This window comes from Pseudoalteromonas sp. S16_S37 (assembly GCF_014694405.1).
Classification (GTDB): Bacteria; Pseudomonadota; Gammaproteobacteria; order Enterobacterales; family Alteromonadaceae; genus Pseudoalteromonas.
The window spans coordinates 61,922-87,850 of record NZ_JAAUWV010000010.1; the positions used below are offsets into that span (position 1 = coordinate 61,922).

The 25,929-nt window shown below is 42.3% G+C and carries 24 protein-coding genes and 1 riboswitch; of the genes, 9 read left to right on the top strand and 15 right to left on the bottom strand.

All coding sequences use genetic code 11. The features are described from left to right. Positions 1 to 16: 16 nt before the first annotated feature. Positions 17 to 349: a hypothetical protein gene (locus HC733_RS07170; RefSeq protein ID WP_105166849.1), complete on the bottom strand. Its 333-nt coding sequence runs from the start codon at positions 347 to 349 to the stop codon at positions 17 to 19. A 24-nt stretch (positions 350 to 373) separates the two neighbouring features. Next, on the bottom strand, positions 374 to 1,081 hold the full coding sequence (locus tag HC733_RS07175) for a DUF2982 domain-containing protein (RefSeq protein ID WP_190364372.1): 708 nt from the start codon (positions 1,079 to 1,081) through the stop codon (positions 374 to 376). Positions 1,082 to 1,310: 229 nt separating this feature from the next. On the opposite strand from HC733_RS07175, the gene HC733_RS07180 reads away from it, so the two are divergent. From HC733_RS07180 to msrA, 3 genes are read left to right on the top strand one after another with little or no spacing between them, the layout of a single operon-like run. Beyond that, entirely contained in the window at positions 1,311 to 2,366 is a 1,056-nt protein-coding gene (locus HC733_RS07180) for an efflux RND transporter periplasmic adaptor subunit (RefSeq protein WP_190364373.1), read from the top strand. Between the two features lie 9 nt (positions 2,367 to 2,375). Continuing rightward, positions 2,376 to 5,477, top strand: a complete 3,102-nt coding sequence (locus tag HC733_RS07185) for an efflux RND transporter permease subunit (protein WP_190364374.1) — start codon at positions 2,376 to 2,378, stop codon at positions 5,475 to 5,477. Next, a complete protein-coding gene (msrA, locus tag HC733_RS07190; RefSeq protein WP_190364375.1) occupies positions 5,470 to 6,000 on the top strand; it encodes a peptide-methionine (S)-S-oxide reductase MsrA in 531 nt (176 codons plus the stop codon). Before HC733_RS07185 ends, msrA begins: the two co-directional genes overlap by 8 nt. Positions 6,001 to 6,073: 73 nt before the next feature. Here the strand turns inward: msrA and HC733_RS07195 are convergent, their stop codons facing one another. Together HC733_RS07195 and HC733_RS07200 are read right to left on the bottom strand one after the other, a co-directional pair. Continuing rightward, positions 6,074 to 7,948, bottom strand: a complete 1,875-nt coding sequence (locus tag HC733_RS07195) for a TonB-dependent receptor domain-containing protein (protein ID WP_190364376.1) — start codon at positions 7,946 to 7,948, stop codon at positions 6,074 to 6,076. A 48-nt stretch (positions 7,949 to 7,996) separates the two neighbouring features. Continuing rightward, positions 7,997 to 8,167: riboswitch (cobalamin riboswitch) on the bottom strand. A gap of 135 nt (positions 8,168 to 8,302) precedes the next feature. Beyond that, a complete protein-coding gene (locus HC733_RS07200) occupies positions 8,303 to 8,785 on the bottom strand; it encodes a YajQ family cyclic di-GMP-binding protein (RefSeq protein ID WP_190364377.1) in 483 nt (160 codons plus the stop codon). A 141-nt stretch (positions 8,786 to 8,926) separates the two neighbouring features. On the opposite strand from HC733_RS07200, the gene HC733_RS07205 reads away from it, so the two are divergent. Together HC733_RS07205 and HC733_RS07210 are read left to right on the top strand one after the other, a co-directional pair. After that, positions 8,927 to 9,277 (top strand): VanZ family protein, encoded by a 351-nt coding sequence (locus HC733_RS07205; RefSeq protein WP_190364378.1) that lies wholly within the window; start codon positions 8,927 to 8,929, stop codon positions 9,275 to 9,277. After that, complete coding sequence (locus HC733_RS07210; protein WP_190364379.1) at positions 9,270 to 10,166, top strand: ketopantoate reductase family protein; 897 nt, start codon at positions 9,270 to 9,272, stop codon at positions 10,164 to 10,166. Before HC733_RS07205 ends, HC733_RS07210 begins: the two co-directional genes overlap by 8 nt. A gap of 38 nt (positions 10,167 to 10,204) precedes the next feature. Here HC733_RS07210 and thiI read toward each other — a convergent pair whose 3' ends face one another. Both thiI and HC733_RS07220 read right to left on the bottom strand, forming a co-directional pair. After that, positions 10,205 to 11,665, bottom strand: coding sequence for a tRNA uracil 4-sulfurtransferase ThiI (gene thiI / locus HC733_RS07215; protein ID WP_190364380.1), 1,461 nt, complete (start codon positions 11,663 to 11,665; stop codon positions 10,205 to 10,207). A gap of 105 nt (positions 11,666 to 11,770) precedes the next feature. Next, positions 11,771 to 12,427 (bottom strand): TetR/AcrR family transcriptional regulator, encoded by a 657-nt coding sequence (locus HC733_RS07220; protein WP_190364381.1) that lies wholly within the window; start codon positions 12,425 to 12,427, stop codon positions 11,771 to 11,773. A 189-nt stretch (positions 12,428 to 12,616) separates the two neighbouring features. Here HC733_RS07220 and coaD point away from each other — a divergent pair, with 189 nt between their 5' ends. Next, a complete protein-coding gene (coaD, locus tag HC733_RS07225) occupies positions 12,617 to 13,099 on the top strand; it encodes a pantetheine-phosphate adenylyltransferase (protein WP_190364382.1) in 483 nt (160 codons plus the stop codon). Further along, complete coding sequence (locus tag HC733_RS07230) at positions 13,096 to 14,472, top strand: capsule assembly Wzi family protein (RefSeq protein WP_190364383.1); 1,377 nt, start codon at positions 13,096 to 13,098, stop codon at positions 14,470 to 14,472. Before coaD ends, HC733_RS07230 begins: the two co-directional genes overlap by 4 nt. Before the next feature lie 138 nt (positions 14,473 to 14,610). On the opposite strand, the gene HC733_RS07235 is transcribed toward HC733_RS07230, so the two are convergent. The 8 genes from HC733_RS07235 to argC all read right to left on the bottom strand — a co-directional run bounded on the left by HC733_RS07235 (position 14,611) and on the right by argC (position 21,931). After that, positions 14,611 to 15,120, bottom strand: a complete 510-nt coding sequence (locus HC733_RS07235; RefSeq protein ID WP_190364384.1) for a hypothetical protein — start codon at positions 15,118 to 15,120, stop codon at positions 14,611 to 14,613. Positions 15,121 to 15,170: 50 nt separating this feature from the next. After that, positions 15,171 to 15,566 (bottom strand): hypothetical protein, encoded by a 396-nt coding sequence (locus tag HC733_RS07240; protein WP_190364385.1) that lies wholly within the window; start codon positions 15,564 to 15,566, stop codon positions 15,171 to 15,173. 158 nt (positions 15,567 to 15,724) lie between these two features. After that, positions 15,725 to 15,895: a hypothetical protein gene (locus tag HC733_RS07245; protein WP_190364386.1), complete on the bottom strand. Its 171-nt coding sequence runs from the start codon at positions 15,893 to 15,895 to the stop codon at positions 15,725 to 15,727. Between the two features lie 202 nt (positions 15,896 to 16,097). Then, positions 16,098 to 17,963 (bottom strand): argininosuccinate lyase, encoded by a 1,866-nt coding sequence (argH, locus tag HC733_RS07250; RefSeq protein WP_190364387.1) that lies wholly within the window; start codon positions 17,961 to 17,963, stop codon positions 16,098 to 16,100. 23 nt (positions 17,964 to 17,986) lie between these two features. Continuing rightward, positions 17,987 to 19,192, bottom strand: a complete 1,206-nt coding sequence (locus HC733_RS07255; protein WP_190364388.1) for an argininosuccinate synthase — start codon at positions 19,190 to 19,192, stop codon at positions 17,987 to 17,989. 14 nt (positions 19,193 to 19,206) lie between these two features. Then, positions 19,207 to 20,127: an ornithine carbamoyltransferase gene (locus tag HC733_RS07260; protein ID WP_190364389.1), complete on the bottom strand. Its 921-nt coding sequence runs from the start codon at positions 20,125 to 20,127 to the stop codon at positions 19,207 to 19,209. Positions 20,128 to 20,135: 8 nt separating this feature from the next. Beyond that, positions 20,136 to 20,915 carry an acetylglutamate kinase gene (gene argB / locus HC733_RS07265; RefSeq protein WP_190364422.1) on the bottom strand — a complete coding sequence of 260 codons (780 nt, stop codon included), beginning with the start codon at positions 20,913 to 20,915 and terminating at the stop codon, positions 20,136 to 20,138. Next, on the bottom strand, positions 20,909 to 21,931 hold the full coding sequence (gene argC / locus HC733_RS07270; RefSeq protein WP_446727622.1) for an N-acetyl-gamma-glutamyl-phosphate reductase: 1,023 nt from the start codon (positions 21,929 to 21,931) through the stop codon (positions 20,909 to 20,911). The genes argB and argC overlap by 7 nt, the downstream gene beginning before the upstream one ends. A 182-nt stretch (positions 21,932 to 22,113) precedes the next feature. On the opposite strand from argC, the gene argE reads away from it, so the two are divergent. After that, positions 22,114 to 23,268, top strand: coding sequence for an acetylornithine deacetylase (argE, locus tag HC733_RS07275; RefSeq protein ID WP_190364391.1), 1,155 nt, complete (start codon positions 22,114 to 22,116; stop codon positions 23,266 to 23,268). Positions 23,269 to 23,328: 60 nt separating this feature from the next. Continuing rightward, positions 23,329 to 24,372, top strand: coding sequence for a LacI family DNA-binding transcriptional regulator (locus HC733_RS07280; protein WP_190364392.1), 1,044 nt, complete (start codon positions 23,329 to 23,331; stop codon positions 24,370 to 24,372). A 20-nt stretch (positions 24,373 to 24,392) separates the two neighbouring features. On the opposite strand, the gene gtfA is transcribed toward HC733_RS07280, so the two are convergent. Then, complete coding sequence (gene gtfA, locus HC733_RS07285) at positions 24,393 to 25,862, bottom strand: sucrose phosphorylase (RefSeq protein ID WP_190364393.1); 1,470 nt, start codon at positions 25,860 to 25,862, stop codon at positions 24,393 to 24,395. Between the last annotated feature and the right edge of the window lie 67 nt (positions 25,863 to 25,929).

The window sequence follows — 25,929 nt, forward strand, 5'->3', positions numbered from 1 at the left end:
TCTCCTTTGCAATGCGTTACAGATAGCTGTCTTGGTGAATTCTAACAAAAAGCTTGGTACCCACTTTAGAGTAATCCACTTTATACTCACGCCCATCTAACGCCTGAATAAACAGCAAGCGTTTTACTTCACCAAATATATCTACACTTGAAATATGTACTACTTCAAGATATCGCTCTTTCGCTTCCCTTCGATTTCTTGGTAACTCCTCTTTGAATGGCACAAGGCCCATCGGAGTTACTTTGATCTTAGGGTGTGCCTCGCCATTCACAATAACTAAATCGAGCTTTTTCTCTTTATGTATAATGGTGTTGCGGCCACTCTTAATAAAGGCTCTTTCTGTGCTCATGGATTGTTCCTGTTACTTCTTTCGTTATGGCTGTTTGCTCTCCAGCAACAACTCAACCACCTCATCTGGATTTAACTTCCAGCGATTTAATAATGTCGAAAAATGCCATATATCCCTATCCAAAACGGTTGCAGGTAAAAGTAAATCATAGCCTGTCAACGTTTTAAGATTATGCATTCTATTTGCAAACATCGCTATCAATCCAGTGTACTGGGCACCGGATGGTGAGCGATAATCATTCGGCTCAACTAACCATTCTGATGGGCAGTTGCCGTTTTTGCAATGTATTTTAACAGCTTGTAAAAAAATATACCGCTGTTCTATCAACAATTTTCCTGCCAGCCTCGGACTCAAACCGTTTAGAAATACGTCAATATTTTTAAGTTTAATACCAACCGCATTTAACTCAAGAATTTCAAGCCCCTGTGATACCGATGGTACACCAGCACTGCGGAAATTATCATGCTGAACGTACCACATTCCAAACTGATGTATATAGCATATTTCTTTATTATCAATAGCTAAGCTGTAATAAGGTTGCTGGCTTTTCAAAAAACCTAACAATATTGCTAATAAGGCAGCCGCACTGAATAATATTTCAACTATGCTGATGGGGGTGCTCCGTAACGCAACAAATAGCATGATCACACTCAAGCTGATAGCGCCAACCAACATAAACTCCACACTATGGCGGTTAGCTAGCGCGCGAATTTTTGCTTGTTTATTTACCATAAAAACCAAAATAAAAAATAAACATCAACAATGCCCAAATAACCGTATATCTTATTGTTATGCATGCACTACACGGTGCTCGTTTAGGCTCAACTTTTTTCACGGATGGCTTAGATTGTTTTGAAGCTGTCAATTTTTCGGCCAATTCACAAAATTTTGAGATACCTAACTATATGTATATGAGCTGTATTTTGTACACTACTAGTATCTCTTTTGACGGTATATTTTTATGTTCACACAACAATCAGGCAAAGCATTATTTCCATTTATCATTTTACTGCTCATTGCCATCACCAGTTACCTTTACCTACCCAGCAATCAGGGGCAAATGAATAGAGGCGCCAATGCGGCTACAACCGTTAGCGCTCAAATAGCAACAATACAAGACAAGATACTGTCTATTTCAGCCGTAGGTAGTGCACGAGCAAATCAAGCGGTCCATATCTCAAGTGCCCAGAGCGACTATATTACAGATATTTACTTTAATGATGGCGATACCGTAAAACAAGGCGAACCGCTTGTACAACTACAAAACCAACAAGAGCGTTTAGCTGTTAAAGAGCTGAAAATCAATCTAAAAGAACAGCAAAGACAACTTAAACGACTTGAAGACTTAGCAAAGAGCCAGTCGGCAGCTCGCTCCCAGCTCGAAACACAGCGCTCAATCGTTGACGCACTGCAGGCAAACTTGCAACTAGAGCAAACTAGACTAGATGAATTATTAATTAGCGCCCCTTTTTCTGGTGTTTTAGGTAAGCGGTTAGTGTCTGTTGGCAGCTTTGTCAGTTCAAATACACCAATCACAACACTCGATGACATCAGTATTATCAAAGTTGATTTTCAAGTACCTGAAAAACATTTAGGTATACTCAAACTGGGTATGGAGGTAACTGGCAAGAGTGATGCGTATTCACAGCAGTCATTTGTGGGCAAAGTTACTCATATTGACCCTCGCATTGACAGCAATACGCGCACGATTCAAGTAACAGCGAGCTTTAATAACGCAAACGCAATGCTGCGCCCAGGTATGTTGATGCACATAGAGCTGCAACTAAAATCATTACATGCAATCATGTTGCCCGAAAAAAGCGTTATTCCCCGCCAAAATAAGCACTATGTGTTCATTATTGATGAAGAAAACAAAGCTAAACAAGCGCAAATCGATGTTCTGGCACGGTTTAATGGCTGGGTTGCAATTTCCTCTGGTGTTGAGCAGGGGCAACAAGTGATCACCGAGGGGGTAATAAAAATCCGCTCTGGCAGCACCGTTATGGTCAAAAGTTAGGAGTCGCCCGTGAGGATCACTGATACCGCCGTAAAACGGCCCGTTTTTGCCATTGTTATAAATCTGCTATTACTGACTTTTGGTATAGTGGCATTTAGTATGTTGCCACTTCGCGAATACCCTGACATTGAAACCCCCATAGTCAGTGTGAGTACCAACTATACCGGTGCATCTAGTGAAGTTGTTGAAGCCAAAATCACGCAAGTGCTGGAAAATAGGATATCTGGCATTGAAGGCATAAAAAGTATCAATTCATCGAGCCGCAATGGTCGCTCAAATATCACTATAGAATTTAACATAGACAGAGATATCGATGCGGCAGCCAATGATGTTCGTGAACGTGTATCCAGAGCATTGGATAGCTTACCAGAGCAAGTACGCCCTCCCGAAGTATCTAAATCCAATTCTGATGAAAGCCCTATCGCTTGGTTTGTGCTTAATAGTGAGACAATGAATACTTTGCAGCTCTCAGACTATGCGCAACGATTTATTGTTGACCGTATCGCGGTAGTAGATGGCGTTTCCAATGTTCGCATTGGTGGTGAGCGTCAATATGCAATGAAGATTTGGCTAGATAGAAGAGCTATGGCGGCACGTGGAGTAACGAGCAGCGATATAGAGCAAGTATTGAGACGCGAAAATGTCGAACTTCCTGCTGGTGAAATAGAATCAATTGATAGAGATTTTTCCGTTCGCATCACTCGCAGTTATAAAACACAGAGCGACTTTGCCAACTTGATCATCAAACGTGGAGATAAAGGTTATTTAGTCAGGCTCAAAGAAGTCGCAGATGTGCGCTTAGAAGCGGTCGATGATGAAAGCACCTTTCGTGGCAACGGCAAGAATATGATTGGTCTTGGTATTGTGAAGCAAGCTAAGGCTAATACTTTAGATGTTGTTGATAATGCGCGAAAAGAGCTGGAAAAAATCAAGCGAAACCTGCCCGCAGGTACCACCATAGAAGACAGCTACGACTCGTCTATTTTTATCCGTGAATCTATTACTGAAGTTTATCGCACACTGGCCATTGCGATGGCCCTAGTCGTTGCGGTGATTTTCTTGTTTTTAGGCAATATCAGAGCAACACTCATTCCCGCCCTTACTGTACCTGTAGCCCTGATTGCCACCTTTATGTTTTTACTTGCGATGGGTTACTCAATCAACTTACTCACCCTACTGGCATTAGTCCTCGCCATTGGTCTTGTAGTTGATGATACGATAGTTATGCTTGAGAATATTCACCGCCGTATAGAGCTTGGCGAACCGCCTCTACTCGCAGCATACCGAGGTGCACGACAAGTAGGTTTTGCTATTGTGGCAACAACATTGGTACTTATTGCGGTTTTTGTCCCTCTAGTATTTATGGATGGCCGAATAGGCGCACTCTTTACTGAATTCGCCATGGCTGTCAGTGCAGCGGTGTTGTTTTCAAGTGTTACGGCTCTAACACTCTCGCCTGCGCTGTGTTCTAAAGTACTTAAACCCAACGATAAAGAAAACCACTTTACACAATGGATGGAAAAGCAGTTAACACGCTTAGAGCAAGGATATCGCAAAGTACTTCAAGATAACCTAGCGCGCCGTTATAGCTTGGTTGTTACACTCGTACTTGCGGGTGTTGCAAGTTATGCTTTATTTCAGCAAATACCCTCAGAGCTAACTCCAAAAGAAGACCGAGGCAGCTTCTTTATCATAATGAATGGTCCAGAAGGGGCGAGCTATGAAAATAACTTAGCCAATATGGAGCAAATCGAACAACGTTTACTACCTTACGTCGACAAAGGCGAGTTAAGTCGAGTATTAGTGCGCGTTCCTGGTTGGGGTGGTCAAGGTGGTGTTGCGATTGTTGGCATGCCAGATTGGGATGAGCGTAAACGCTCTTCATGGGAAGTCATGGCGGAAATAAGCGCAACCATGCGCGAAGTGACCGATGTTCGTGCTTTTGCAATTATGCGCCGTGGTATTGGCGGTGGCGGTCAATCTCGACCAGTAGAGTTTGTGCTACAGGGCAATGATTATAATGAGTTGGTACAGTGGCGGGACAAAATAATTGCTCAGGCGCAACAAAATCCGGGCCTAGTAAGAATAGATCATGACTACAAAGAAACTTTCCCACAGTTTTTAATCAGTATCGACAAAACCAAAGCGGCCGATCTGGGGGTTTCTATTAGTGATATCGGACGTACCTTAGAGACCATGTTGGGCCAACGCCGTGTTACTACATTTATTGACCGTGGTGAAGAATATGATGTGATTTTAAAGGGCATTAAGTCTGACTTTAGCGCGCCTAACGATATTCATAATATCTTCGTAAAATCTCGCACCGATGAACTCGTACCGTTAGATAGCTTAATAAGCATACGCGAAGAAGCAACTGCAGCTCAACTTAATCGCTATAACCGTATGCGTGCCATAACCATTACTGCCAATCTAGCGGATAACTATACCCTCGCTGAGGCGTTAACATTTTTGAATGAGGTTGCCGCACAAACGAATGATATTGATGGCGCAATTGATTACAAAGGTGAGTCACAGCTGTATTACGAGGGCGCATCTGCAATGACTTATGTATTCGTGCTGGCACTGACTGTCACCTTTTTGGTGCTTGCTGCACAATTTGAAAGTTTTGTTCACCCCATGGTGATCATGTTGACAGTACCTCTGGGGTTAGTTGGCGCTTTATACGGGCTTTATTTAACAGGCAACAGCCTCAACATCTACAGTCAGATTGGGATTGTTATGCTCATTGGTTTGAGCGCAAAAAATGGTATTTTAATTGTGGAGTTTGCCAACCAACTGCGCGATCAGGGCGTCGCATTTGAACAAGCCATTTTGGATGCTTCGGTACAAAGGCTACGCCCAATAATTATGACTTCACTCACAACCGTGATGAGCGCTATTCCATTAGTTTTAGCCACAGGCCCTGGTGCTGAAAGTCGAATGGTTATTGGCGTGGTTGTATTTGCAGGGGTAAGCGTTGCGACCATTTTAACGCTGTTTATCATCCCTTGTGCGTACAATCTGCTGGCAAGGCACACCCAGTCTCCAGAGTTTATTAGCCAGACATTGGCAGCTCAAGCAAAGGAACACAAGGAGTTAAAACATGACTAATTTACAAAAAGCGACGTTCGGTGGCGGATGCTTTTGGTGTATTGATGCAGCGTTTAGACAGGTAAATGGTGTTATTGAGGTACGCTCTGGTTACTGTGGAGGACACACGCAGCAACCAACTTATCAAGAAATTTGCCAAGGCGATACAGGCCATGCAGAAGTAGTTGAGCTCCTATTTGATCCGCAAGTTATTAGCTATGAGCAATTACTCAAAATGTTTTTCGTGCTACATGATCCAACCCAATTAAATCGCCAAGGCAATGATGTGGGCACGCAGTATCGCAGTGTGATTTTTTATCATGATGAGCAACAACAACAGCTGGCAAAAGATGAGGTCGCAATGCAACAAGGCTACTACAGCGACGAAGTTGTCACTGAGATCTCTGCAGCACCCGCCTTTTACAGTGCTGAGTCTTACCATCAGGATTACTACTCAAATAATCCTAGCCAAGGCTATTGTAGTATCTTAATCGCGCCGAAACTGGCTAAGTTCAAAACACAATTTAGCTCGCTACTTAAATGAGCTGAGCTCAGATAAATAGAAAACAACAAGCCAGTTGCAAGCAACTGGCTTTTTTATTAACGATAAAAAGTAGTTAGAATTGTACTGTTACACCAACGTAGGCTTGTCTGCCTTGCGGTATATACCCTAAGGTTTCACCACTTTGTGCGATACCAGTGGCCGCTGTGATGTACTCTTTGTCGGTGAGGTTTTCTAACCTAGCATTTAGCTTTATGTTGTCAAACAGTGCATAATTTGCCGCTAAATCAAAGATCGTGTAAGCACTTAAAGAGCGCTCGGTAGCATTGTATTGGCTATCATATAAAGTAATACTTGGTCTTGATGAACGATATTGCATGGAGACATTAACATCCAACTGTTCCCATGACTTCGAGAGGCTATAATTAAATGCAGTATCAGGTCTGCGAACTAACTTTTTGCCCGTCGTATTATCTTTAGCATCTAACAACGTTAAATTAACTCGGTGTTCAAATCCCCAAAGAGAGGCAACAGCGGATAATTCCACGCCTTTCATACTCGCTTTATCAACGTTACTAGCAACATACTTACCTATTTCGTTGGGCAAGCTGACAATCATTTTATCGATTGTATTGTTAAATACTGCCACATCATATTGCACCCACTCGGTATTAAGGGATACGCCTATTTCACTATTAGTTGCTTCTTCAGGCTTTATGTTTGGGTTAGGTAAATACCAAGGGCTGTTTTTTACATAAGCATGAGTTAAGGTCGGTGCTCTAAATGCGGTACCATGATTTACTCTAAATGTGAGTGTCTCGTTGGGCTTAAAGCCAAATCCAGCGGTGTAAGTATTGGCTCGACCATGAAAATCATAATCATCAGAACGTGCTACTAAATTTGCCAACCATGGGCCTTGCTCATAAAAACCACCAACAAACACCGCTTTATTGGTACGCTTTGAGTGAGAAAATTCAGCAGATGCTTGTGATAGGTCTTCATTTAATTGATTAATACCAGCACTTAACTGCAGCGCATCTGACCAACGATATAATGCGTGATATTCAAACTCAGAACGCTCTGTACTATAAACATCATGTGTAGGCGTGCCAATTTGGGTGTTTTCTTCTTGTGAAGTGCTCACGCTAACATAATGCTCAACTGCACCATATCGCTTGTCCCAACCCAGTTTAGCTGTGTAGTTTTCAAACTCATAAGCATCATTACCCCATGAGTTATCATATTCACTATCCCCTTCACTGTATTGAGCCAATACAGATAACTTACCCAGCAGTTCATTATCATACGCTAAATTAAAGCCGACGTTTTTATTCGTGTAGCCATCACTATCATGATTTTTACCAAGCGGCATATCAGGTGTTTTTGCTGTCACATCATAGCCATCGGTTTCTTCATAACCAAGGTTAAAGTTTAGCGATAATGCGTCTGATGCAAAGTGTCCAGCTTGTTGATAAGCAACATAATTGTGGCTACCAGAGGTGAGGCTGATTTGGTGTTGCTGTGCTTGGCGGGTAATGATATTGATAACACCAGCTAGTGCGTCTGAACCATAAATGGCCGCACGCGCACCTTTTACAACTTCAATACGTTCAATACTGTTCAATGGAATATTGGTAAACGAAACGCTACCAGAGTTAGCATCACTGATACGTACACCATCGACTAATACCAATACGTGCTTAGTCGCAGCACCGCGCACAAATACGCTGGCCTTTTGGCCAAAACCACCATTTTTCACTACGTCAACACCAGCCACTGTATTCAGTAATGAAGGTAAATCCCTAATATTACTTTGCTCAATTTGCGCGCGTTCAATGATGTTCACGGTAGCCAAGGTATTGTTGATGGCTTGCTCAAACTTATTTGCGGTAACTGTAATTGTTTCGATCTGTTGTTCTGTAGCTTGTGCACAAGCACCAAAAGACACAGCAGCCAAAATGGCCACTGTTAAAATAGATTTTTTTTGCATGATATCCCCAAACTTGCGCCCACCGCACAAGTAATACAAGTAAGTTGAATTTAAGGCCGGTCTCCGGACTTTGCCTTTTAGACGCATCACCGTTGCGGGGGCAGTGTTGGATTACAATCATTCCCTTAACTTTCACCAACTTCCCGATTATCTTAGCAATTGTTTTGATAGTCTCACTATCACAACGACGCAATGCATCGCCAAGCCAAGCACCTTAAATAGAGGCGCTATTGTGCGAACTTTAGAAAGGATTGTCAATGGACGTCTAGAAATCTAAAGCAAGCAAGATGAATTCTTGCTTGCTTTAGTAAATTTGAAAATACTTGCTACAATCAAATGATTGCTTGGCAGCTATTAATCACGGAAGTTTTTAAATTGAAAAGGCTGACCAAGATCTGCGCCGCGGATCAGTTGCATTACTTCTTGCAAATCATCACGCTTTTTGCCCGTTACACGAACTTCTTCACCTTGAATAGCCGCTTGAACTTTGATTTTTGAATCTTTGATCAATTTAACTAATTTCTTGGCCATTTCTTTTTCAATACCTTGCTTTAAGCCGACCTTACGCGAAACGTACTTGCCCGAACGTTCGATGTCTTTCAACTCAAGACTTGATACATCAAGGCCACGCTTTGATGCTTTATTGGCAAGAATATCAAATAATTGCATAACTTGTGGATCAGCTTCAGCTTTAAGCGTGATCACTTCATTGGTCAGCTCTATTGAAGCATCAACGCCACGAAAGTCGTATCTTGTTTCCAACTCACGCTTGGCATTATCAACCGCATTTTTTGCTTCTGTCATTTCGATTTCAGACACGATGTCAAAAGAAGGCATGTTATTCTCCTAAAATATGAATAGCTCAATTATATCAATCAAAATAAGAATGTGGGTAAAAAAGTGATATTCACCCACCAGCCAGTTTTAAGTGATATACTGATCCCAAAATCGGCGGCTATTAATCATGTAGGAAGTTTTGTGACCAGGCGGGTTTATCAAGTTTTACTTTTAATTACTTTGGCTGTTTGCACATATTTATTTGCCAGAGAATTTCAACACTCGGGTATTCAAGTTGAACATGCTGACAAAGTGGTGCATTTCGCTATCTTTTTTGTCCTCGCATTTATCATGCACCATGCTTTTAAATGGCCTATGATAGCGCAGCTCATCTTATTAACAGGTTATGGCATTGGTATCGAAGTTATGCAAGATTCTTTACCTTATCGCCAAGCCTCTCTTGGTGATTTTGTCGCAGACTTTTTTGGTGCGCTAAGCTACTATCTTGGTTATTTAGCTTTGCGCTTCTGGCGCGATAAAAAACATGTCTAAAGTACATATTCTTGGTGCAGGTGCAATTGGTTTAACCTTTGCACACGCACTGAGTCAACAGCATGATGTGACTATAATCTCGCGTAATGAAAATTGTCGAGAATGGCTTTATACCGAGCAAAATACCTCTGTAATTAGGGCTAAAACTCTGTCAATTGCTCAGGCGCAATCCACACACCAGAAGATAGATAACTGCTTTGTTTGTGTAAAATCTTATCAATTAAAACAAGCTCTAACAGATGTATTGCCGCTGTTATCCGATACGGCCAACCTAATTATTAGCCACAATGGCATGCAAGATCTCACCACGCTGAGCGAGCAATTAGGGCCAAATCAAGCGCTTTATTTTGCTAGTACCGCAAAGGGTGCATTAAAGCTCAGTAACAATCACGTTAAAGCAACAGGCTTGGGGGACACTTTTTTAGGTGCATGTAATACACCTGCCAAAAGCAAGATTGAGCAAACATACCAAGATTTTTTTGCAACCTTGCTTGCGCCAAGCTTTATACATGACGATATAAATCTGCTACGTTGGCAAAAATTAGCCGTTAATATCGCCATTAATCCTTTAAGTGCAATACATCAAATACCCAACGGTCAGCTTAGGCAACCTCGTTATGCCAGTACAATTTTAGCGTTACTTAACGAGACTTGCGCAGTTGCTAAATGTGAAGGCGTTGACCTACCGCTATCACAAGCGCTTGATAGTGCCTACCAAGTTATGACACGTACCCAACATAACTTTTCATCAATGGCACAAGATGTAAAACTCCGTCGAAAAACAGAGATTGACGCAATTTGTGGATATATCGTTGCACTTGGCAAAAAGCACCACATTGCTACACCTATGAATGCCTCGCTGCTTCACACCATTAGTGACAAACATTAAAAAGGCCGAGCAAGCTCGGCCTTTTTAAACACTTTAACTTATTCTGGTTTATATACTTTTACGTTCATAAAGCCATTTTCATGTAAAATGAGCGCTTGTAACTGACTCATCACACCTTTAGAGCAATATAAGTAATATTCTTTATCTTGAGGTAGATCAGCAAACTTTGTAGCAAGGCGGAAAAATGGCAAGTGCATCACTTCAACACCTTCGATTTCCAATGGGTTAGCGTCTTCTTCATCGGGAGAACGAATGTCTAAGATAACCCCATTTTCTGGGAGTTCACTGGCTGTTTCGACTTCTTTAACTTCTTCTTTCGCCTCAGCTTCAATATCACGAATATCTTTTACAACCGCGTTGTTGACCACTGTATTAAGTACATCAAAGTCAAACTTTTGCTCTTCGGCTAAAATAGTCTCTAGCTTAGCTTTTACAGTTGGCTTTTTGGAGATAACACCACAGTACTCAGGCATCGCCTCCGCCATTTCAATCGTGCCAATTTCACGCGCGATTTTGATAATGTCAGCTTTGTCATGCTGGATAAGCGGTCGAACAATCAAGGTCTCGGTTACGCGATCAATAACATTTAGGTTTGCAAGCGTTTGGCTCGACACCTGGCCAATACTTTCCCCTGTCACCAATGCCGGTATATTAAATCGCTCAGCTATCTGGCTACCAGCGCGCATCATCATACGCTTAAGCACAACACCCATTTGACCGTTTTCGACGTTTTCTAAGATTTCAGCAACAACAGGTTCAAAATCAACGGTAATAAACTTTACGCGGTGGGTTGAGCTATATCTTTTCCATAAATAGTGACTAACCTGCTTAACCCCTATTTCGTGCGCAGCCCCACCTAGATTAAAGAATAAAAAGTGCGTACGAGCGCCCTTACGGATCATTTGATATGTTGCAACGCCAGAGTCAAAGCCACCAGAGATAAGCGACAACACATCTTCTTGACTAGGAAGAGGAAAACCACCAATACCGTAGTGAGTGTGAGTGACGATATATGCAAGCGCGTCTTTTATTTCGATTTTAACCGTTACGTCTGGTCTTGTGAGTTTAACCTTAGCGCCAGGCACATGTTGGTTTAAACCGCCCCCCACGTAACGCTCAACATCGCTTGAGGTAAAATCATGCTTACCGTTACGCTTTACACGCACACAAAAAGTTTTATTTTCAATAGTATGACCAGCTAATTCAAGCGTTCGCTGATAGATATCGTCAAGGTTTTCAAAAGTAGTTTCTTGAACTTCTATAAACTGCACAATACCGGGCACACGCTTTAAATTATCAATCAGCATTTCGCGCGTTTTGCTATCAGAGCACTCACTAATAACCGTAAGGTTGTCCCAGTTATTCTTTACTTTGACATGTTCGTCAACGCGACTTAAAAGGATCTTGATATTCTTCTCTAACAACTTAGTGAAGCGTTTTCGAACTGATTTGCTTTTTATGGCAATTTCAGGGTGCAGTTTGACGATAAATTTAAACATAGAAACAACTCTTTTGCAGGGCGAATGCGCGCCGGGACATCGGGCGCGCGATTATAGCAAATTTCTATGCGTCTAGGAAATAAACAAACCAATTAAAGCGGTTTGTTACGCAATGCTAGGCAGTGACTCATCTGCAAGTCGCTGATATTGCGTTTGCAGACTTTGAATTTTATCTACACTCAAGTCAGTACAATATGGCTTAAACAGCATAAGTACTTTGACAATACCGTTGTAGATATCTTGTTGCTCAAGCACCCCGGTCATTCTGCGCGCTTTAACATACGGAGTCCAAAAACTCACTGTCATTTTCAGCATGTGTGCAAGCTCTTTGGCATCTTCATCTGTAATATCAATGACTTTACTCGTTCTTAAACCAATAACGACTGAACGTACTTGTTCAAACAAATCGGTTTGAAACTCGATATATTGCTTTTTAAGAACACCATCTCTTGCCAAAATATCGGTCAGATTGTCGTAAAAGAAATGATAACGCCACATTAAATCAAACAGAGAGTCTAAATATTTAGTCAACTGCTCTAGTGGTTCAAACTCCGTATCTAAAGGTTTAAAGTGGGTGCTTAAATGTTCTCGATACAATGAGAATATATTGCGAATAATGTCTTCTTTATTTTTAAAGTGGTAGTACAAATTGCCAGGGCTAATGCCCAAATTTGAGGCAATATGATTCGTCGTAATCGCTCTCTCACCATGCAGGTTAAAAAGGGCGATACTGGTACGAATTATTTTTTCCTTGGTATTCATATCCTGATCTCTTTGACACGCGATTAATTATAGGACTTGTTTCACTAACTGGGTCAGTATAGTCAATTAGCAACTCTGAAAATAGCACTAAAGGGTATATGATATAAGTGTACATAGTGCAAAGCAGACCAGTGAAATATAGTCAAAACATTGCTACCATAGGACAAAATTTTTTGTCGATACAATGTTATGAAAGTTACAGCTCTATACCCTGGCACCTTCGATCCACTTACTAATGGTCATGCTGATTTGATAAAGCGTGCTGCAAAAATGTTTGATGTTGTGTTATTGGCAATTGCGCATAACCCAAATAAACAACCTTGCTTTTCACTAAAAGAGCGCGTTTCACTCGCCGAGCAAATACTCGCTGAATATAAAAACGTTAAAGTAATTGGTTTTTCAGGACTTTTGGTCGACTTGGCGAAACAGCAAAAGGCCAATGTGTTGATCCGAGGGATCCGTGCGGTGTCTGACTTTGACTATGAATTTCAACTTGCGAACATGAATCGTCGCCTAAATCCCGACCTAGAGAGCGTGTTTCTTACGCCATCTGAGCGCAATTCATTTATCTCTTCAACTTTAGTAAAAGAGGTTGCACTGCACGGGGGCGATGTAAGCGAGTTTGTTCACCCTGTAGTAGCACAAGCTTTAAAGGAAAAATTACACGGATGAAGTTAACATATTTAAGTGCTGCATTGGCACTAACATTAAGCCAGAATGCAGTTGCCAGTCCGTGGATAAATAGTGATGAAAATGAACTAAAGCACTCAATTGATTTACTTGTTAGTCATGGACTTATTAATCGTCCCGTTAATCAATATCCTCTGTTGTGGCAAGGCCTGGTGCAAGATTTAGCACAGATTGACGGTGAAAATGTCCCCCTAAGCGCTGAATTTGCGCTTGCTCATGTAAGACATGCCCTGCAACAGGCTAAACGCAAACAATACTCTAGTATCAAAGCACACTTTGATGATGCCCCTAAATTACAAGATGGTATGGGAGAGCGCCAAGCTTCTCAATCTGGGATATCGAGTTACGCGGTGATCACCAACAGCCATGTTAGTGCCAAAGTGCAGGTTAATTACACAGATAAAGCGCTTGATGATAAAAAAGTAAGCCATTATGGCAGTCATCTTGCCATCTTGTATGGCAACTGGGCTGTGAGTGCTGAAAGGCTCAATTATTGGTGGGGCCCAGCCAACGAAAATGCACTAATGCTATCAAACAACGCCGCACCTATGAAAGCCTCACGGCTTAGCCGCGCCAACAGTGACTATGCGGGGCCATCGCTTTTTTCATTTGTTGGTCCTTGGCAAGTTACCGCTATCGCTGCAAAACAAAAACCGAGTTTGTTAGATAATCGCAGTGGTGATTTTTGGGGATTAAGGCTCTCCAGCTCGCCCCTAAATGGTCTTGAGGTGGCTTTTAGCACAACATCAAGCGATTTTGTACTAGAGCAGCCGCTGCTAGATTCAAAGCCTGCTGTAAAGCAGCGCTTAACAGGCATTGATGTGAAGTTTTCTGGCTCGATATTTAATCAAGCCTTGGCGGCATACGCAGAGGTAACAGGTAATAATGACACAGGTATCCTGCCAAGTGAAAAGATGGTCACAGTGGGTATTGAACATTATACAGGTAACGCACAATATCGTCTAAAAAGTTATTTAGAATACAGCGATAGCACCACTGATTGTCAGGCTCAACAGGCAAGTTTTCAGTGTAATTTTGCGCTAACCTCAGGCGGCTCCGAATATACGCAGCGCCAACAGTGGCTTGGTGCAGCCATTGGCCCACAAGCAAAAAGTGTTACCCTTGCCGCTGATTATCACGCTTTAGCCGGATTTGGTGCCTTTGCTAAATTAAAATTTATCGATTTTGAATACCTAAAAGTGGAACGTACATTGCTAGAGCTTGGCTATCAGCAAGGCCTTTTTAATGGCCTATTAAAGACAGGTATCTCGGTTTGGCAGGACAAATCCACAGCTCAGGCTAAGGACAAAGATACACACAGTGCCGTTAAATTGAGTTGGGAGTACCAATTTTAATTGTCAAAATAAAGCTATCAAGCAAGTCGCATATTCTTAAGTTACTTGCTTATATATACTCAGACGCGCGGTGATTTTCTTCACCGCGCCTCTGAAGTATAAAAAGTCTCTATTTGTGATAAGTGCAATAACGAGTTCTTATTTTACTCGAAGTATATTTTTAAGTTTTAAGAAATCTCTGTTGCTGCATAATCCGATCACCAGACACAAAGCTGTAAACTTACCCAAAATGGCTGGAATATACCAAAACCACCATAATTCATTGTGCTCGAAAATAACAAGATCCACATACATGGATACGTGAAGCAACATATCGATTACAGAAAAAACGAATAAGTAGAAGAAAGAAATACTAAACTTTTGTCGTAAAGCGACATGTAGCAACCAAAGGAGAAGCAACAGCTCAATATCATAAATAATAAAAAGCACATAAGGATTTAATAAAAATGATGTATGCCAATCAAAGGTAGTAAATGATAGCCCGTACGATATTGATGTTAAGCCAAGCGTCATCAATACAGAACCACGTTCACTTGTCGCTAATGGTTTGTGTAGTAGGTGAACAAAAAAAGCGATTACCATACAGAAAATATTTATTACGTGTAGTAAAGGACCAAGCTTAACAAAAAAGAAATCTGTGAAAGTCATATTATTATCTGTGATAATACCTAATTTAGCTTGATTAATGTGTTTGATTTTTAGTTAGGTAACTTCTGAAATCTTTTAAATAAGAAGTGCTTTATTTGTTTTTTCGCCCTTAAAATAAGCAAAAAATCTCTATTAAGGATCAGCGCTGCAACCATCATTAAATCAAACACATTGACCATCAAACTATACACTGTCCACAACCACCAGTGAGTGTCATTTAAAAGCACAAAACGATCGATGTGCATCGAGATAAACAAAACGCTATTGAGAGAAAGACCTAGCAAGACATATTTACATGCTACGGATAACGGAAGTTTTAATAATTTGTGGATTAAAATCAAGCTTGCTATTGCAACTAGATCATACGCCAACCAGAGTAAATAGCCGATATCCAAAATACCAGCTAACTCATAAAAGTGATTACTTAGAAAGTAAGAAGTAGCCATTAGGCTAGAGCTTAGTAACAACGATAGGTTTTGATTAAGCTTCAGAAGATAAAAACTAAAATTTAAAACGAACGCAAGTACCATACCCAACACGACTATCGTATCAAAGTGTAGACTTAATCCTCCGAACTCTAAAAACATACCACCTCTAGTTAATCCTAAGAAAAATTATTTGCAGGGAGTACACCACCACCGCCACGGGCGCCGCTGACTTGCGACAATAACCCTTTATTTGATAGCACTTTAGCAGAAAGCTCAAGGCCTTGACTAGTACCTAAACTTGCTGTTGGTTGTTTTTTTGTCGCTTTGATTGCATTTAGTAGTTTCATATTAACCTCATTTAGTAAATTAAAATAATGAAAATTTATTAACTTTGCAGTTACAAAATTGAGACATTTAAAAGCAAAAGGTGGGCCACATTTTTTTGACACTCGAAAAGTAGAGGTGAATAAACAAAAAAGTAGGTTGGTCTTCTTAAAATAAAAAGAGCGCTTGGGATCAGCCAAGCGCCTTTTGTCGTCTTCAGGGAGTTCAGGCCACGAATTTACACGGGATCACCGTGCTTTTTGCCGCCTTTAAAACAAATTCCATTGCTACTTCGTCACAGCTTTCTTTGCGCAAACATAAGTCACAATCTTTCATCACTTTTTCGGGTAAAGTATCTTTTGTACAGTAACTAAAGCCTTGCTTAGTGAAAAATCCAGGTACTCGAGTTAACACAATAATGCGATTTAGTGCCAACTTTCGCGCTTTTGATAACAAATAAGTAACCAATTGCATACCTTGACCTTTAACAGGCGTTTGTGGATCAACACCTAAAGAGCGGATCTCAGCAAGTCCAGTATCATAAATATACAACGATGCACAACCAGTCACCTTGCCATCAACAACGGTTACAGCAAATTCATTAATGGAGTGGATCATGTCACTTTTAGCTCGTGGCAAATTCTCGCCGACTTTTGCCCAATGTTGAATTAATTCGGCAATTGCATCAACATCGTCAAGTGTCGCGTCTCTGACTAAGATCTGTTGTTTTTTTTTCGCCGCACGGACAGCACTTTCAACTTGAGTGACTGATGTACCGCCAAGCGCTTGACGAGCAGCAATGCCCGCATCAAGCTCTAACACGGGGTATACGCCTTCATCAATCACATCGCAGACACTTTTAAAAGTCTCTAAACTCAACTCTTCGAGGCTATTACCTTGAGCAATGGCTATCTGCACAAGTTGACCAACAATATGATGCCCTTCTCTAAATGGGATCCCTTTTGCGACTAAATAATCGGCAAGCTCTGTGGCATTAGCATGGCCACCTTTTGCCGCTTCGCGGGTTTTTTCAGCGTTTACTTTCACACCTTCAATACACGCTTGCGCCATATGAATACAGGCAAGCCAGGTTGGCATAGCATCAAACAAACCTTCTTTGTCTTCTTGCATGTCTTTGTTGTAAGCAAGCGGTAAAGCTTTCAGTGTCATCATCATGGCACTGAATGCACCAAACACTCGCCCAGTTTTGCCACGGATCAACTCCAGTGCATCAGGGTTTTTCTTCTGCGGCATAAGCGATGAGCCTGACGTGACGTTATCGGCTAATTCAATGAATCCAGCTTCGCCCGAGTTATAAAAAATCATGTCCTCAGCAAAGCGAGATAAGTGCATCATTGAAATGCTGGCACAACTGAGTAGCTCTACCACAAAGTCTCTATCAGAAACTGCATCGAGACTATTGCGACATGCATGGCTAAAACCTAAATTGGTTGCTAGCGTTTCTCTATCAATAGGGTAAGCAGTACCAGCGAGCGCGCCACTGCCAAGCGGGCATACATTCAAACGCATTAACGCATCTTGCAGGCGAGATTCATCGCGCTCTAGCATTTCTACGTACGCCATACACCAGTGGCTAAACAGTACTGGTTGTGCACGTTGCAAATGCGTATAACCCGGTAAGATGGTGCCAAGTTCACGCTCGGCCAATTGCACAAATGCAGACTTAAGCGAACCAAGCGCGGCAAGCAACTGCTCAGCACTCTGACGGCTCCAAAGCCTAAAGTCTGTGGCAACTTGGTCATTACGACTACGCCCTGTATGTAGCTTTTTAGCCAAGTCGCCCACTTGCTCAATGAGCTTTGCCTCAACGTAAGAGTGAATATCCTCATAACCAGCACTCGCAACCGCACTTAAATCTTGCTGAATACGCTCCAGCAATTGATTCAACGCAGCTACCAAGTCTTGATGTTCTTGCTCGCTTAGTACGTTAACTTGTGCCAACGCGCCAGCCCACGCAATAGAGCCCACAATATCCTGCTCTGCCAGTTGATAATCAAATGGCAAAGAGTCATTAAACTGCTTGAATGCCGCATTCGGACCTGATGAAAAACGCCCGCCCCATAACGCCATAATGTTTCTCCTAACGCCCTGAACTACGACTTTTTATTTAAAGCCGCAATCCGACTAGAAAGCGAAAATAAACGAATAAATCCTTCGGCATGTGATTGATCGTAAACATCATCTTCGCCGAATGTTGCAAAGTCTTCACTGTATAAGCTATTAACTGACTGTTTTTGTACCGCACTCACTTGGCCCTTGTAGAGTTTTAATACCACCTCTCCCGTCGCCACCTCAGATAATGCCAGTGCGCCGGCCAAAATCGAGTCTTTTAATGGCGTAAACCAACGGCCGTCATAAACCAAGTGTGCAAACTCACCACCTAGGGTTTGTTTCCACTTACGACTAGATTTATCCAGTACCAACTCATCAATGGCTTGCAATGCAGCCATGATCACAGTTCCTCCCGGTGTTTCATAACAGCCGCGCGATTTCATACCAACTAGGCGGTTTTCGACTATATCTACGCGTCCTACACCGTGCGGCGCAGCAATCTTATTCAGCTGCACTAAACATTGGTAAGGGCTATAGCGCTCACCATTTACCGCAACCACTTCACCCTTTTCTACCATCACGCTCACAAACTCAGGTTTATCAGGCGCTCGCTCTGGAGAGACGGTCATAGTCCAAACTTGTTCACTTGGTTGATTCCAAGGATTTTCAAGTTCTCCCCCTTCATGGGAAATATGCCAAGCATTCGCATCACGGCTGTAGATTTTTGTCGCCGATGCTGCACAGGGAATATTACGCTCAGCTAAATAGTCCAGCAGCGACTCACGACTCGATAAGCTCCATTCACGCCATGGCGCTATTACCCTAAGATCGGGCGCAAGCGCGGCAAAACATGACTCAAAGCGCACCTGATCATTGCCCTTGCCAGTGCAGCCATGAGACAGTGCATCTGCGCCTACTTTGCGTGCAATTTCAACTTGTGCTTTCGCGATGATAGGACGGGCCATAGAAGTTCCTAGTAAGTAGGTACCTTCATAAATTGCGCCGGTTTTCAAAGTCGGATAAATGTAATCACTGACCATCTGCTCTTTGAGATCAACGATATAACACTCAGATGCACCGGATGCGATGGCTTTTTCTTCAACGCCAGCAAGTTCTTCTTCGCCTTGGCCCACATCTGCAACAAATGCAACCACTTCACAGTCGTAATTTTCCTTTAACCAAGGAACAATTGCCGATGTATCCAAGCCACCAGAATAGGCCAATACTACTTTTTTAATTTCGCTCATTTTGCTTTACATCCTTACACATAATTTGGATTTAACAGTGATACCAGCAGAGCATTCTGGGCATGCATGCGGTTTTCAGCTTGTTGAATTATTTTTGAATTTTTACCATCCATCACCTCAGAGGTGATCTCGTACTCGCGGTGAGCTGGTTGGCAGTGCAGCACGGTACTTGCGCCTGTTTGCTGCAGCAGTGCTGCATTAATTTGATATGGCATAAAGGTTTGTTTTACTTGCTCTAGGCAAGCATTGTTACCCATAGAGACCCATGTATCTGCGTAGAGAGCATTGGCACCTACAGCGGCTTCAACACGGTCACTTATCAGCACTGATGCGCCATTCGCTGCAGCAATTTGCTCAGCTTGTTTGACAATTTGTGCATCCGGTGAGTGCCCTTTAGGGCAAACAGCAACAAAATCAGTTCCCAATGTGGCAGCTAATAACATCAGCGAGTGAGTAACATTGTTACCTTCACCTAAATACGCCAATTTCAACTGGCTCACATCACCATGCACTTCTTGCAGCGTTAAAAAGTCAGCCAATGCTTGGCAAGGGTGATACAAGTTGCACAGACTATTAACCACCGGAATAGAGGCATGCTCAGCCAGTGTATTCAAAGTGCTGTGGTGATTAACCCGAGCAACTAGGCCGTCAGCCCATGCCGAGATATTCAGCGCAAAGTCCTTTACTGACTCACGGTTACCCATGGCACCATTTTGCTGATCAAGGTAAACCGCATGACCACCAAGCTTATTAATGCCAATGTCAAAAGATAACCGAGTACGCAGGCTTGGTTTTTCATACAATGTCACTATCGACTTACCTGTTAGCGCATTAGCATACTCTTGTGGCTGATTTTTAATGTTTTGTGCAAGCTTAAGTAGCTTTAATATCTTTGTTTGGTCTAACTCAAGACCGGTTAAAAAATGCTGTAACATATTTTTTCCTATGGTGTGATCTGTGTACCAACGTGTGCGCCATTGAGTAACGCAACAAGATTCTCTGGCTTTTGCCAGCTGGAGATATACACACCACGTCGTAAGTGTTGGGCTGCGCGAAGGCTGGTCTTAACTTTGACCTCCATTCCGCCCACTATCACTCCTGCTTTTATTAATTCTTCAATTTGTGTTTGGTTGAGCTGATGAAGAGGTTGTTTATTAGCATCCAACACCGCTTCAACATCCGTCATAAAAATAAGTTCAGCATTGAGGAGACTAGCAATCTCTGCCGCAGCTTCATCGGCATTAACGTTGAATAACTGTCCATCATCTCCAAGACCTACAGAGCTGACCAATGGCGTACGGCCAAGCTCCAACATAGCTGGCAGTAAACTCGAGACTCCCTCAACACACTCACCAACTTGACCAAGTGCTTTGAGTTTTTGTTTTGCAATTAGTCCAGCTTCATACAAGCAACATCCAACGGGCTGCAATCCAGCAGTGATTGCCTGTGCCATCAGCTGCTTATTGGCACAACCAGCTAATGCACCAACAATGTATGGCATCTGTTCTTTGGGACTAATACGCAAGCCTTGGTGTTTTGCCGTAGCAAACCCAGCATCATTCAACCAACGATCAACCAACGCGCCGCCGCCATGCACCACCACAAATTGCTTGGTGTTATCTTGCTTACTCACATGCGCCAGATGCTTAAATAATGCATTGGCTGCATCTTCAGTATCCAGTACCGCACCACCGACTTTTATCACCCAAGTTTGCATTACCAGACTCCCTTTAAACCCAGTTCTGGCTGTAACTGACTCGCTAAATTCATGCATTGCAATGCTTGACCCGCCGCACCTTTTAAAAGGTTATCAATCGCAACAACCACAATCAGCTGATTGCCTTGTTGTTGCCAACCGATATCAACATACGGCAATCCAGCAACACCTTTGATTGACGGAAGCTGTGTGCCTTTTAATCTGATTAACGGCTCATCTGCTAATACTTGATATGCGGCTTCAACTTGATTGCAGGTCACTTGTGGTTTTAACGGCACGTAAATAGTTTCTAAAATGCCACGAGCGAAGTTGCCTAAGTGCGGGGTAAATAACACGTCATGGCCAAGGTACTGTTTAATTTCTGGCGTATGACGATGATTAAACAGGCCATAGGGTGCCAAAGAGACTTCACAAAAATGGGTATTGATGCTGGCTTTTCTACCAGCTCCCGTTACGCCCGAGACAGCGTTGATAATCACTTTTTCATTTGCGATTAAATCGGCTTGTTTAAGCGGTTTCAGTGCGTTTAACGCTGCAGTTGGATAGCACCCAGCAACAGCAACCAATTGCGCTGTCGCTATCGCTTGTGCATTCCACTCTGCCAGGCCATATTCGGCTTGCTTTAGCCATTGTTCATAAGGGTGGCAAAAGCCGTAATACTGCTCATAATCTTGACTGGTAGCTAAACGATAGCCACCAGATAAATCAAAAACCCTTTTCCCCATTTCAAGAAACTTTGGAGCAAGTTCTACACTCACTTTATGGTCAGTACACAAACACACATAATCAGCCTGAGCTTTGATTTCAGTAAACGCTTCTTCTGACAAGGGGAGTAAGGGCGTGTCGAGCAAAACTCCATGCTCTGGATATAACTGACTCAATAATTTGTTCTTATCCAAGCTTTGCTCTGACACGTAACAACCTGACAGGGAGAAGTTAGGGTGTTTGGCTATTAAACTGGCGAGTTCCGCGCCGCTATATCCGCTGGCGCCAACTACGGCGATTTTCTTCGTTACATTCATCATTTTTAATGCTGCTCTCTAATTTGTATTGCGTTTTCTAGTCAAAATGAAATTAAATGGTGAATGAGTATCGTCGCATGCCAGCCTCTAAATATATTTATGCTAAAAAAGTGAATTGATATTCATATTAAACACCTTTAAATTGTTATGCAAACACTTTGGATAAATATTTTGGACTTTTTATGACCAGCCCCACTTTTTTAGGTATGTACCAACAATTAATTGCTAACCCTTCAATCAGTGCTTTGGACGACGCATTAAACATGAGTAACCGCCCGGTCATTGATTTGCTCGCCAGTTGGTGTGAAAGTTTAGGTTTTAACGTCGAGATCACCGAACTTGAAAGTGCACCAGGAAAATTCAACTTACTGGCAAAGCGCGGTCAAGGACACGGTGGCTTAATGCTGGCTGGACATACGGATACGGTGCCCTTTGATGACAGTCGCTGGAACTTCAATCCATTCAAGTTAGAGCAACATGACAACCGCCTTTACGGCCTTGGCTCTATAGATATGAAAGGCTTTTTCGCTTTTGTTTTAGATGCAATAAAAACCCTAGATGAACAGGGAGCTGTTCAGACTCAACCACTACTTATTCTTGCCACTGCTGATGAAGAAACAACGATGGCGGGTGCGCAGCAAGTAGCAAAACACTGTGATTTAAAGCCAGCACGCTGCATTATTGGCGAACCCACTGATATGACACCGGTATACACCCACAAAGGTCATATGAGCAGCGCCATTCGTGTGGTCGGACGCTCTGGCCATAGTTCTGATCCTGAACGAGGACTCAACGCAATTGAAATCATGCACAAGGTGATTGCAAAATTATTACACCTCAAAGAAGAATTAAAGAATAAATATTCACTTGGTGATTTTGCGATTCCTTACCCTACGTTAAACTTAGGGCATATCCATGGCGGCGATAACGCCAATCGTATTTGCGGCTGCTGCGAGCTACATATCGATTTGCGCCCACTACCAGGTTTAAGCATAAAAGAGTTACAAGCTTTGCTACTAGAGGCAGTCGCACCACTAAACGCCCAATACCCAAATAGTGTCTCGGTGATTGATTTGCACGACCCTATTCCTGCATTTAGTGGCAAAACGGATAGTGCTTTAGTCAAACTGGCTGAGCAGATATCACAAACCAAAGCTGTTGCGGTCAACTATTGTACTGAGGCACCATTTATACAGCAGCTTGGTTGCGAAACAATTGTGATGGGGCCTGGTAGCATAGAGCAAGCGCACCAACCAGATGAATACTTAGCAATGGAGAAGATTGCCCCAGCGCAACAGCAAATTCGTCAATTAATAAATGAGTTGTGTTTTAGTTAGTGCTTTAAGTAAGCATCTATGCTGATGTAAACTAGAAAAAAACTAAATAGCCAAATGCAAATGACAGTAAAGAAGTGGACCCTAAAAAGTATTGCTGCACATCTAGGTGTATCCAATGCAACTGTATCAAATGCTTTTAATCGACCAGATCAGTTATCAAAGAAAAGACGGGAAGAGATCTTATCTGCATGTCATGAGCTTGGCTACTTTGGTCCAAATAAAGCAGCCCGCTCTCTTAGAAAGGGCACCTTCAATATTGTCGCGTTAGTCTTACCCGATAGCGTTGAATACATGGTCTCAGATCCCGTCGCAAGTAGCTTTATGCGGGGTGTTGCAAATGTGCTTGAACCTCAAGGGATTAATTTACTCCTGTTTTCTGGCAATGCGGATAACGTCAGTAATGTTGTCGATTTTGTTGATGGCTTTATTTGCTATGGCAGACCAAGAAATACCAAACTCATTAACCATCTTGAGGTACTCAATAAAGAAGTTGTTGCTGTTGATTTTGAGCTAAACGGTCAGGCCAGTGTTAACATTGACAATCACCAAGCAGCCTATAATGTTGCAAATCAAGCATTCAAAACATTTAGCGATGCCTCAGAAGAGGCTTATGTTGCTATTTTAGGCTTGCGACTGTTAGACACAGAGCTCATTTGCCGCGTCTATGATCACCATCTCCCAAAACTCAATACCTCTATTGCTCACCAACGCTTGGCCGGATTTAGACAGGCTTTGCAAGAAGCAAATATAGCAATGTCTGAAGATAGAACATGGAATATCCCCGAGAGCAGCGAACGTTGGGCACGTATCGCTGCAAAAGAGGCATTAAGCGTGCAACCACGACCAAATGTATTGTTATGCATGAGCGATTTAATTGCACTTGCAGCAGCAAGAGAAGCGCTTGAGCAAGGGATAAAAGTGCCCCAAGAATTAAAAATTGTTGGCTTTGATGGTATTGATGAAGCCCAGCTATTTAATCCTTCGATCACCACCATACATCAAAACAGCGAAACCAAAGGCCAACATGCCGCTGAGTTATTTATCAATAAACAGAAGCAACAATTAATCTTACCGTTTGAGTTGAGAGTGGGCCAATCCACTTAGCCCATTTGATTTGGGGTTTTTCATCTCAGCAAATCAGCTAAGTTGATTACCTTATTTTGTTTAGCGCAACTAAAGCTAAGTACGGTTGTTCCTTGTATAAAATCAATATCGAGGCAGGCAAGTTCTTGTAGATTTTGCCACTTCATGCTCAATGCATTGTGTGCGCCTTGCACCGAAAACTCTCCATTGAAAGCATTACTCTCATTGCGCAGTTTAATCAGCTCACACAATCCTTTAACAACGGGTTTGTCTAACTGCATATGCACTTGCTCTAACGATAAATAACTACGATTGATATCTCTGCCTACTTGCGTTTTTTCCAGTAATGCCATGTCGTTGTTAAGTGCCAACAACCCAACGTAATAAACTTGCGGTACGCCCGGTGAAAAAAACTGAATGGCACGCGCAGTTAAATACGCTAAATCGTCTTTACCCAACGCATCGTAATAGGTGCAATTTACTTGGTAAAGATCAACATTGCTTGCGGCAGCTCCAGTGGCTTTGAGGCTCTCTCCTTGGCTATTGACATGGATTTGTTGCACCAATTCATCGATTTCGTTGGCATTTAATAACCCAGATTTATCCCCCTCAGGGCCCGCATCAACAATGCCAATGCCATCATGGGTATCCAGCACAGTTAAACAGTTACGAGGCGAGATAGCTAACCAAGATACCAACGCGTCTACATTTTTACTAAACAAGGTATGCAGAACAAGAGGTGGCAGCGCAAAGTCGTAAACTCTATCGACTTTTTTCGCCACTGCGATCTGTGTTTTATAATGGCTGTGGATCTCTGCAATTGTTTCCATCCCCAGCCGACGTGCTCGTTCAGCTAACTGTTGTATAAATACGAAGGTTTCATCACTCATAAAGCAACTAGTCCCTGCACGCTTGATGGCAAACCCAGCTGCGTCAAGACGAATGATTTTCACACCATTATTGGCAAATAAGTTAAGCACCGAATCGAGATAACGTTTACCTGAGTCGCTTTCAACATTTATATCTATCTGATTGTCGGTAAAAGTAGTCCAAAAATTGACAACTTCGCCGCTAGCCAGCTTTTTAGGCGAAAAACAGCTCGTTGGTCTAGGCCTAAAAATAGCACTCGCTTGGGCTTGGGTTATGCCATCAGGAAATACATCAGTTTCTTTTAAAAACATCGACCAGTACGGCGATTTATGCCCCTGTGCTAAGACATCTTGAAACTCATCAGATTGGGCTGAAACATGGTTAACAATTAAATCCGCCATCACTTCATAGCTTTGGCCTATATCAGATAGCGCTTGCCAAGTACCAAGGCGGCTATCTACTTGAGTATGATCTATGGGATCAAACCCTGCGTCACTACCATCAATGGGATAATAGAACGGCAAAATATGCACACCTGAAAATAATCCACCAAACGAGTCATCAAGAAGTTGCTTTAATTGTGTTAGGCCGTTGCCTGTCAGGCGATCAGCATAGGTGATCAATTGCACTTGGTTTTTCATAATTCCGCTCTATACTCTAAAGTTGATTCTTAATCGATTAAGATATATCTTTATTCAACCCCTAACT

Excerpts from the sequence above, each read along its gene's own strand:
- HC733_RS07170 (WP_105166849.1), bottom strand. The coding sequence starts at position 349 with ATGAGCACAGAAAGAGCCTTTATTAAGAGTGGCCGCAACACCATTATA.
- HC733_RS07175 (WP_190364372.1), bottom strand. The coding sequence starts at position 1,081 with ATGGTAAATAAACAAGCAAAAATTCGCGCGCTAGCTAACCGCCATAGT.
- HC733_RS07180 (WP_190364373.1), top strand. The coding sequence starts at position 1,311 with ATGTTCACACAACAATCAGGCAAAGCATTATTTCCATTTATCATTTTA.
- msrA (WP_190364375.1), top strand. The coding sequence starts at position 5,470 with ATGACTAATTTACAAAAAGCGACGTTCGGTGGCGGATGCTTTTGGTGT.
- HC733_RS07195 (WP_190364376.1), bottom strand. The coding sequence starts at position 7,948 with ATGCAAAAAAAATCTATTTTAACAGTGGCCATTTTGGCTGCTGTGTCT.
- HC733_RS07200 (WP_190364377.1), bottom strand. The coding sequence starts at position 8,785 with ATGCCTTCTTTTGACATCGTGTCTGAAATCGAAATGACAGAAGCAAAA.
- HC733_RS07210 (WP_190364379.1), top strand. The coding sequence starts at position 9,270 with ATGTCTAAAGTACATATTCTTGGTGCAGGTGCAATTGGTTTAACCTTT.
- thiI (WP_190364380.1), bottom strand. The coding sequence starts at position 11,665 with ATGTTTAAATTTATCGTCAAACTGCACCCTGAAATTGCCATAAAAAGC.
- HC733_RS07220 (WP_190364381.1), bottom strand. The coding sequence starts at position 12,427 with ATGAATACCAAGGAAAAAATAATTCGTACCAGTATCGCCCTTTTTAAC.
- coaD (WP_190364382.1), top strand. The coding sequence starts at position 12,617 with ATGAAAGTTACAGCTCTATACCCTGGCACCTTCGATCCACTTACTAAT.
- HC733_RS07230 (WP_190364383.1), top strand. The coding sequence starts at position 13,096 with ATGAAGTTAACATATTTAAGTGCTGCATTGGCACTAACATTAAGCCAG.
- HC733_RS07235 (WP_190364384.1), bottom strand. The coding sequence starts at position 15,120 with ATGACTTTCACAGATTTCTTTTTTGTTAAGCTTGGTCCTTTACTACAC.
- HC733_RS07240 (WP_190364385.1), bottom strand. The coding sequence starts at position 15,566 with ATGGCTACTTCTTACTTTCTAAGTAATCACTTTTATGAGTTAGCTGGT.
- HC733_RS07245 (WP_190364386.1), bottom strand. The coding sequence starts at position 15,895 with ATGAAACTACTAAATGCAATCAAAGCGACAAAAAAACAACCAACAGCA.
- argH (WP_190364387.1), bottom strand. The coding sequence starts at position 17,963 with ATGGCGTTATGGGGCGGGCGTTTTTCATCAGGTCCGAATGCGGCATTC.
- HC733_RS07255 (WP_190364388.1), bottom strand. The coding sequence starts at position 19,192 with ATGAGCGAAATTAAAAAAGTAGTATTGGCCTATTCTGGTGGCTTGGAT.
- HC733_RS07260 (WP_190364389.1), bottom strand. The coding sequence starts at position 20,127 with ATGTTACAGCATTTTTTAACCGGTCTTGAGTTAGACCAAACAAAGATA.
- argC (WP_446727622.1), bottom strand. The coding sequence starts at position 21,931 with ATGAATGTAACGAAGAAAATCGCCGTAGTTGGCGCCAGCGGATATAGC.
- argE (WP_190364391.1), top strand. The coding sequence starts at position 22,114 with ATGACCAGCCCCACTTTTTTAGGTATGTACCAACAATTAATTGCTAAC.
- HC733_RS07280 (WP_190364392.1), top strand. The coding sequence starts at position 23,329 with ATGACAGTAAAGAAGTGGACCCTAAAAAGTATTGCTGCACATCTAGGT.
- gtfA (WP_190364393.1), bottom strand. The coding sequence starts at position 25,862 with ATGAAAAACCAAGTGCAATTGATCACCTATGCTGATCGCCTGACAGGC.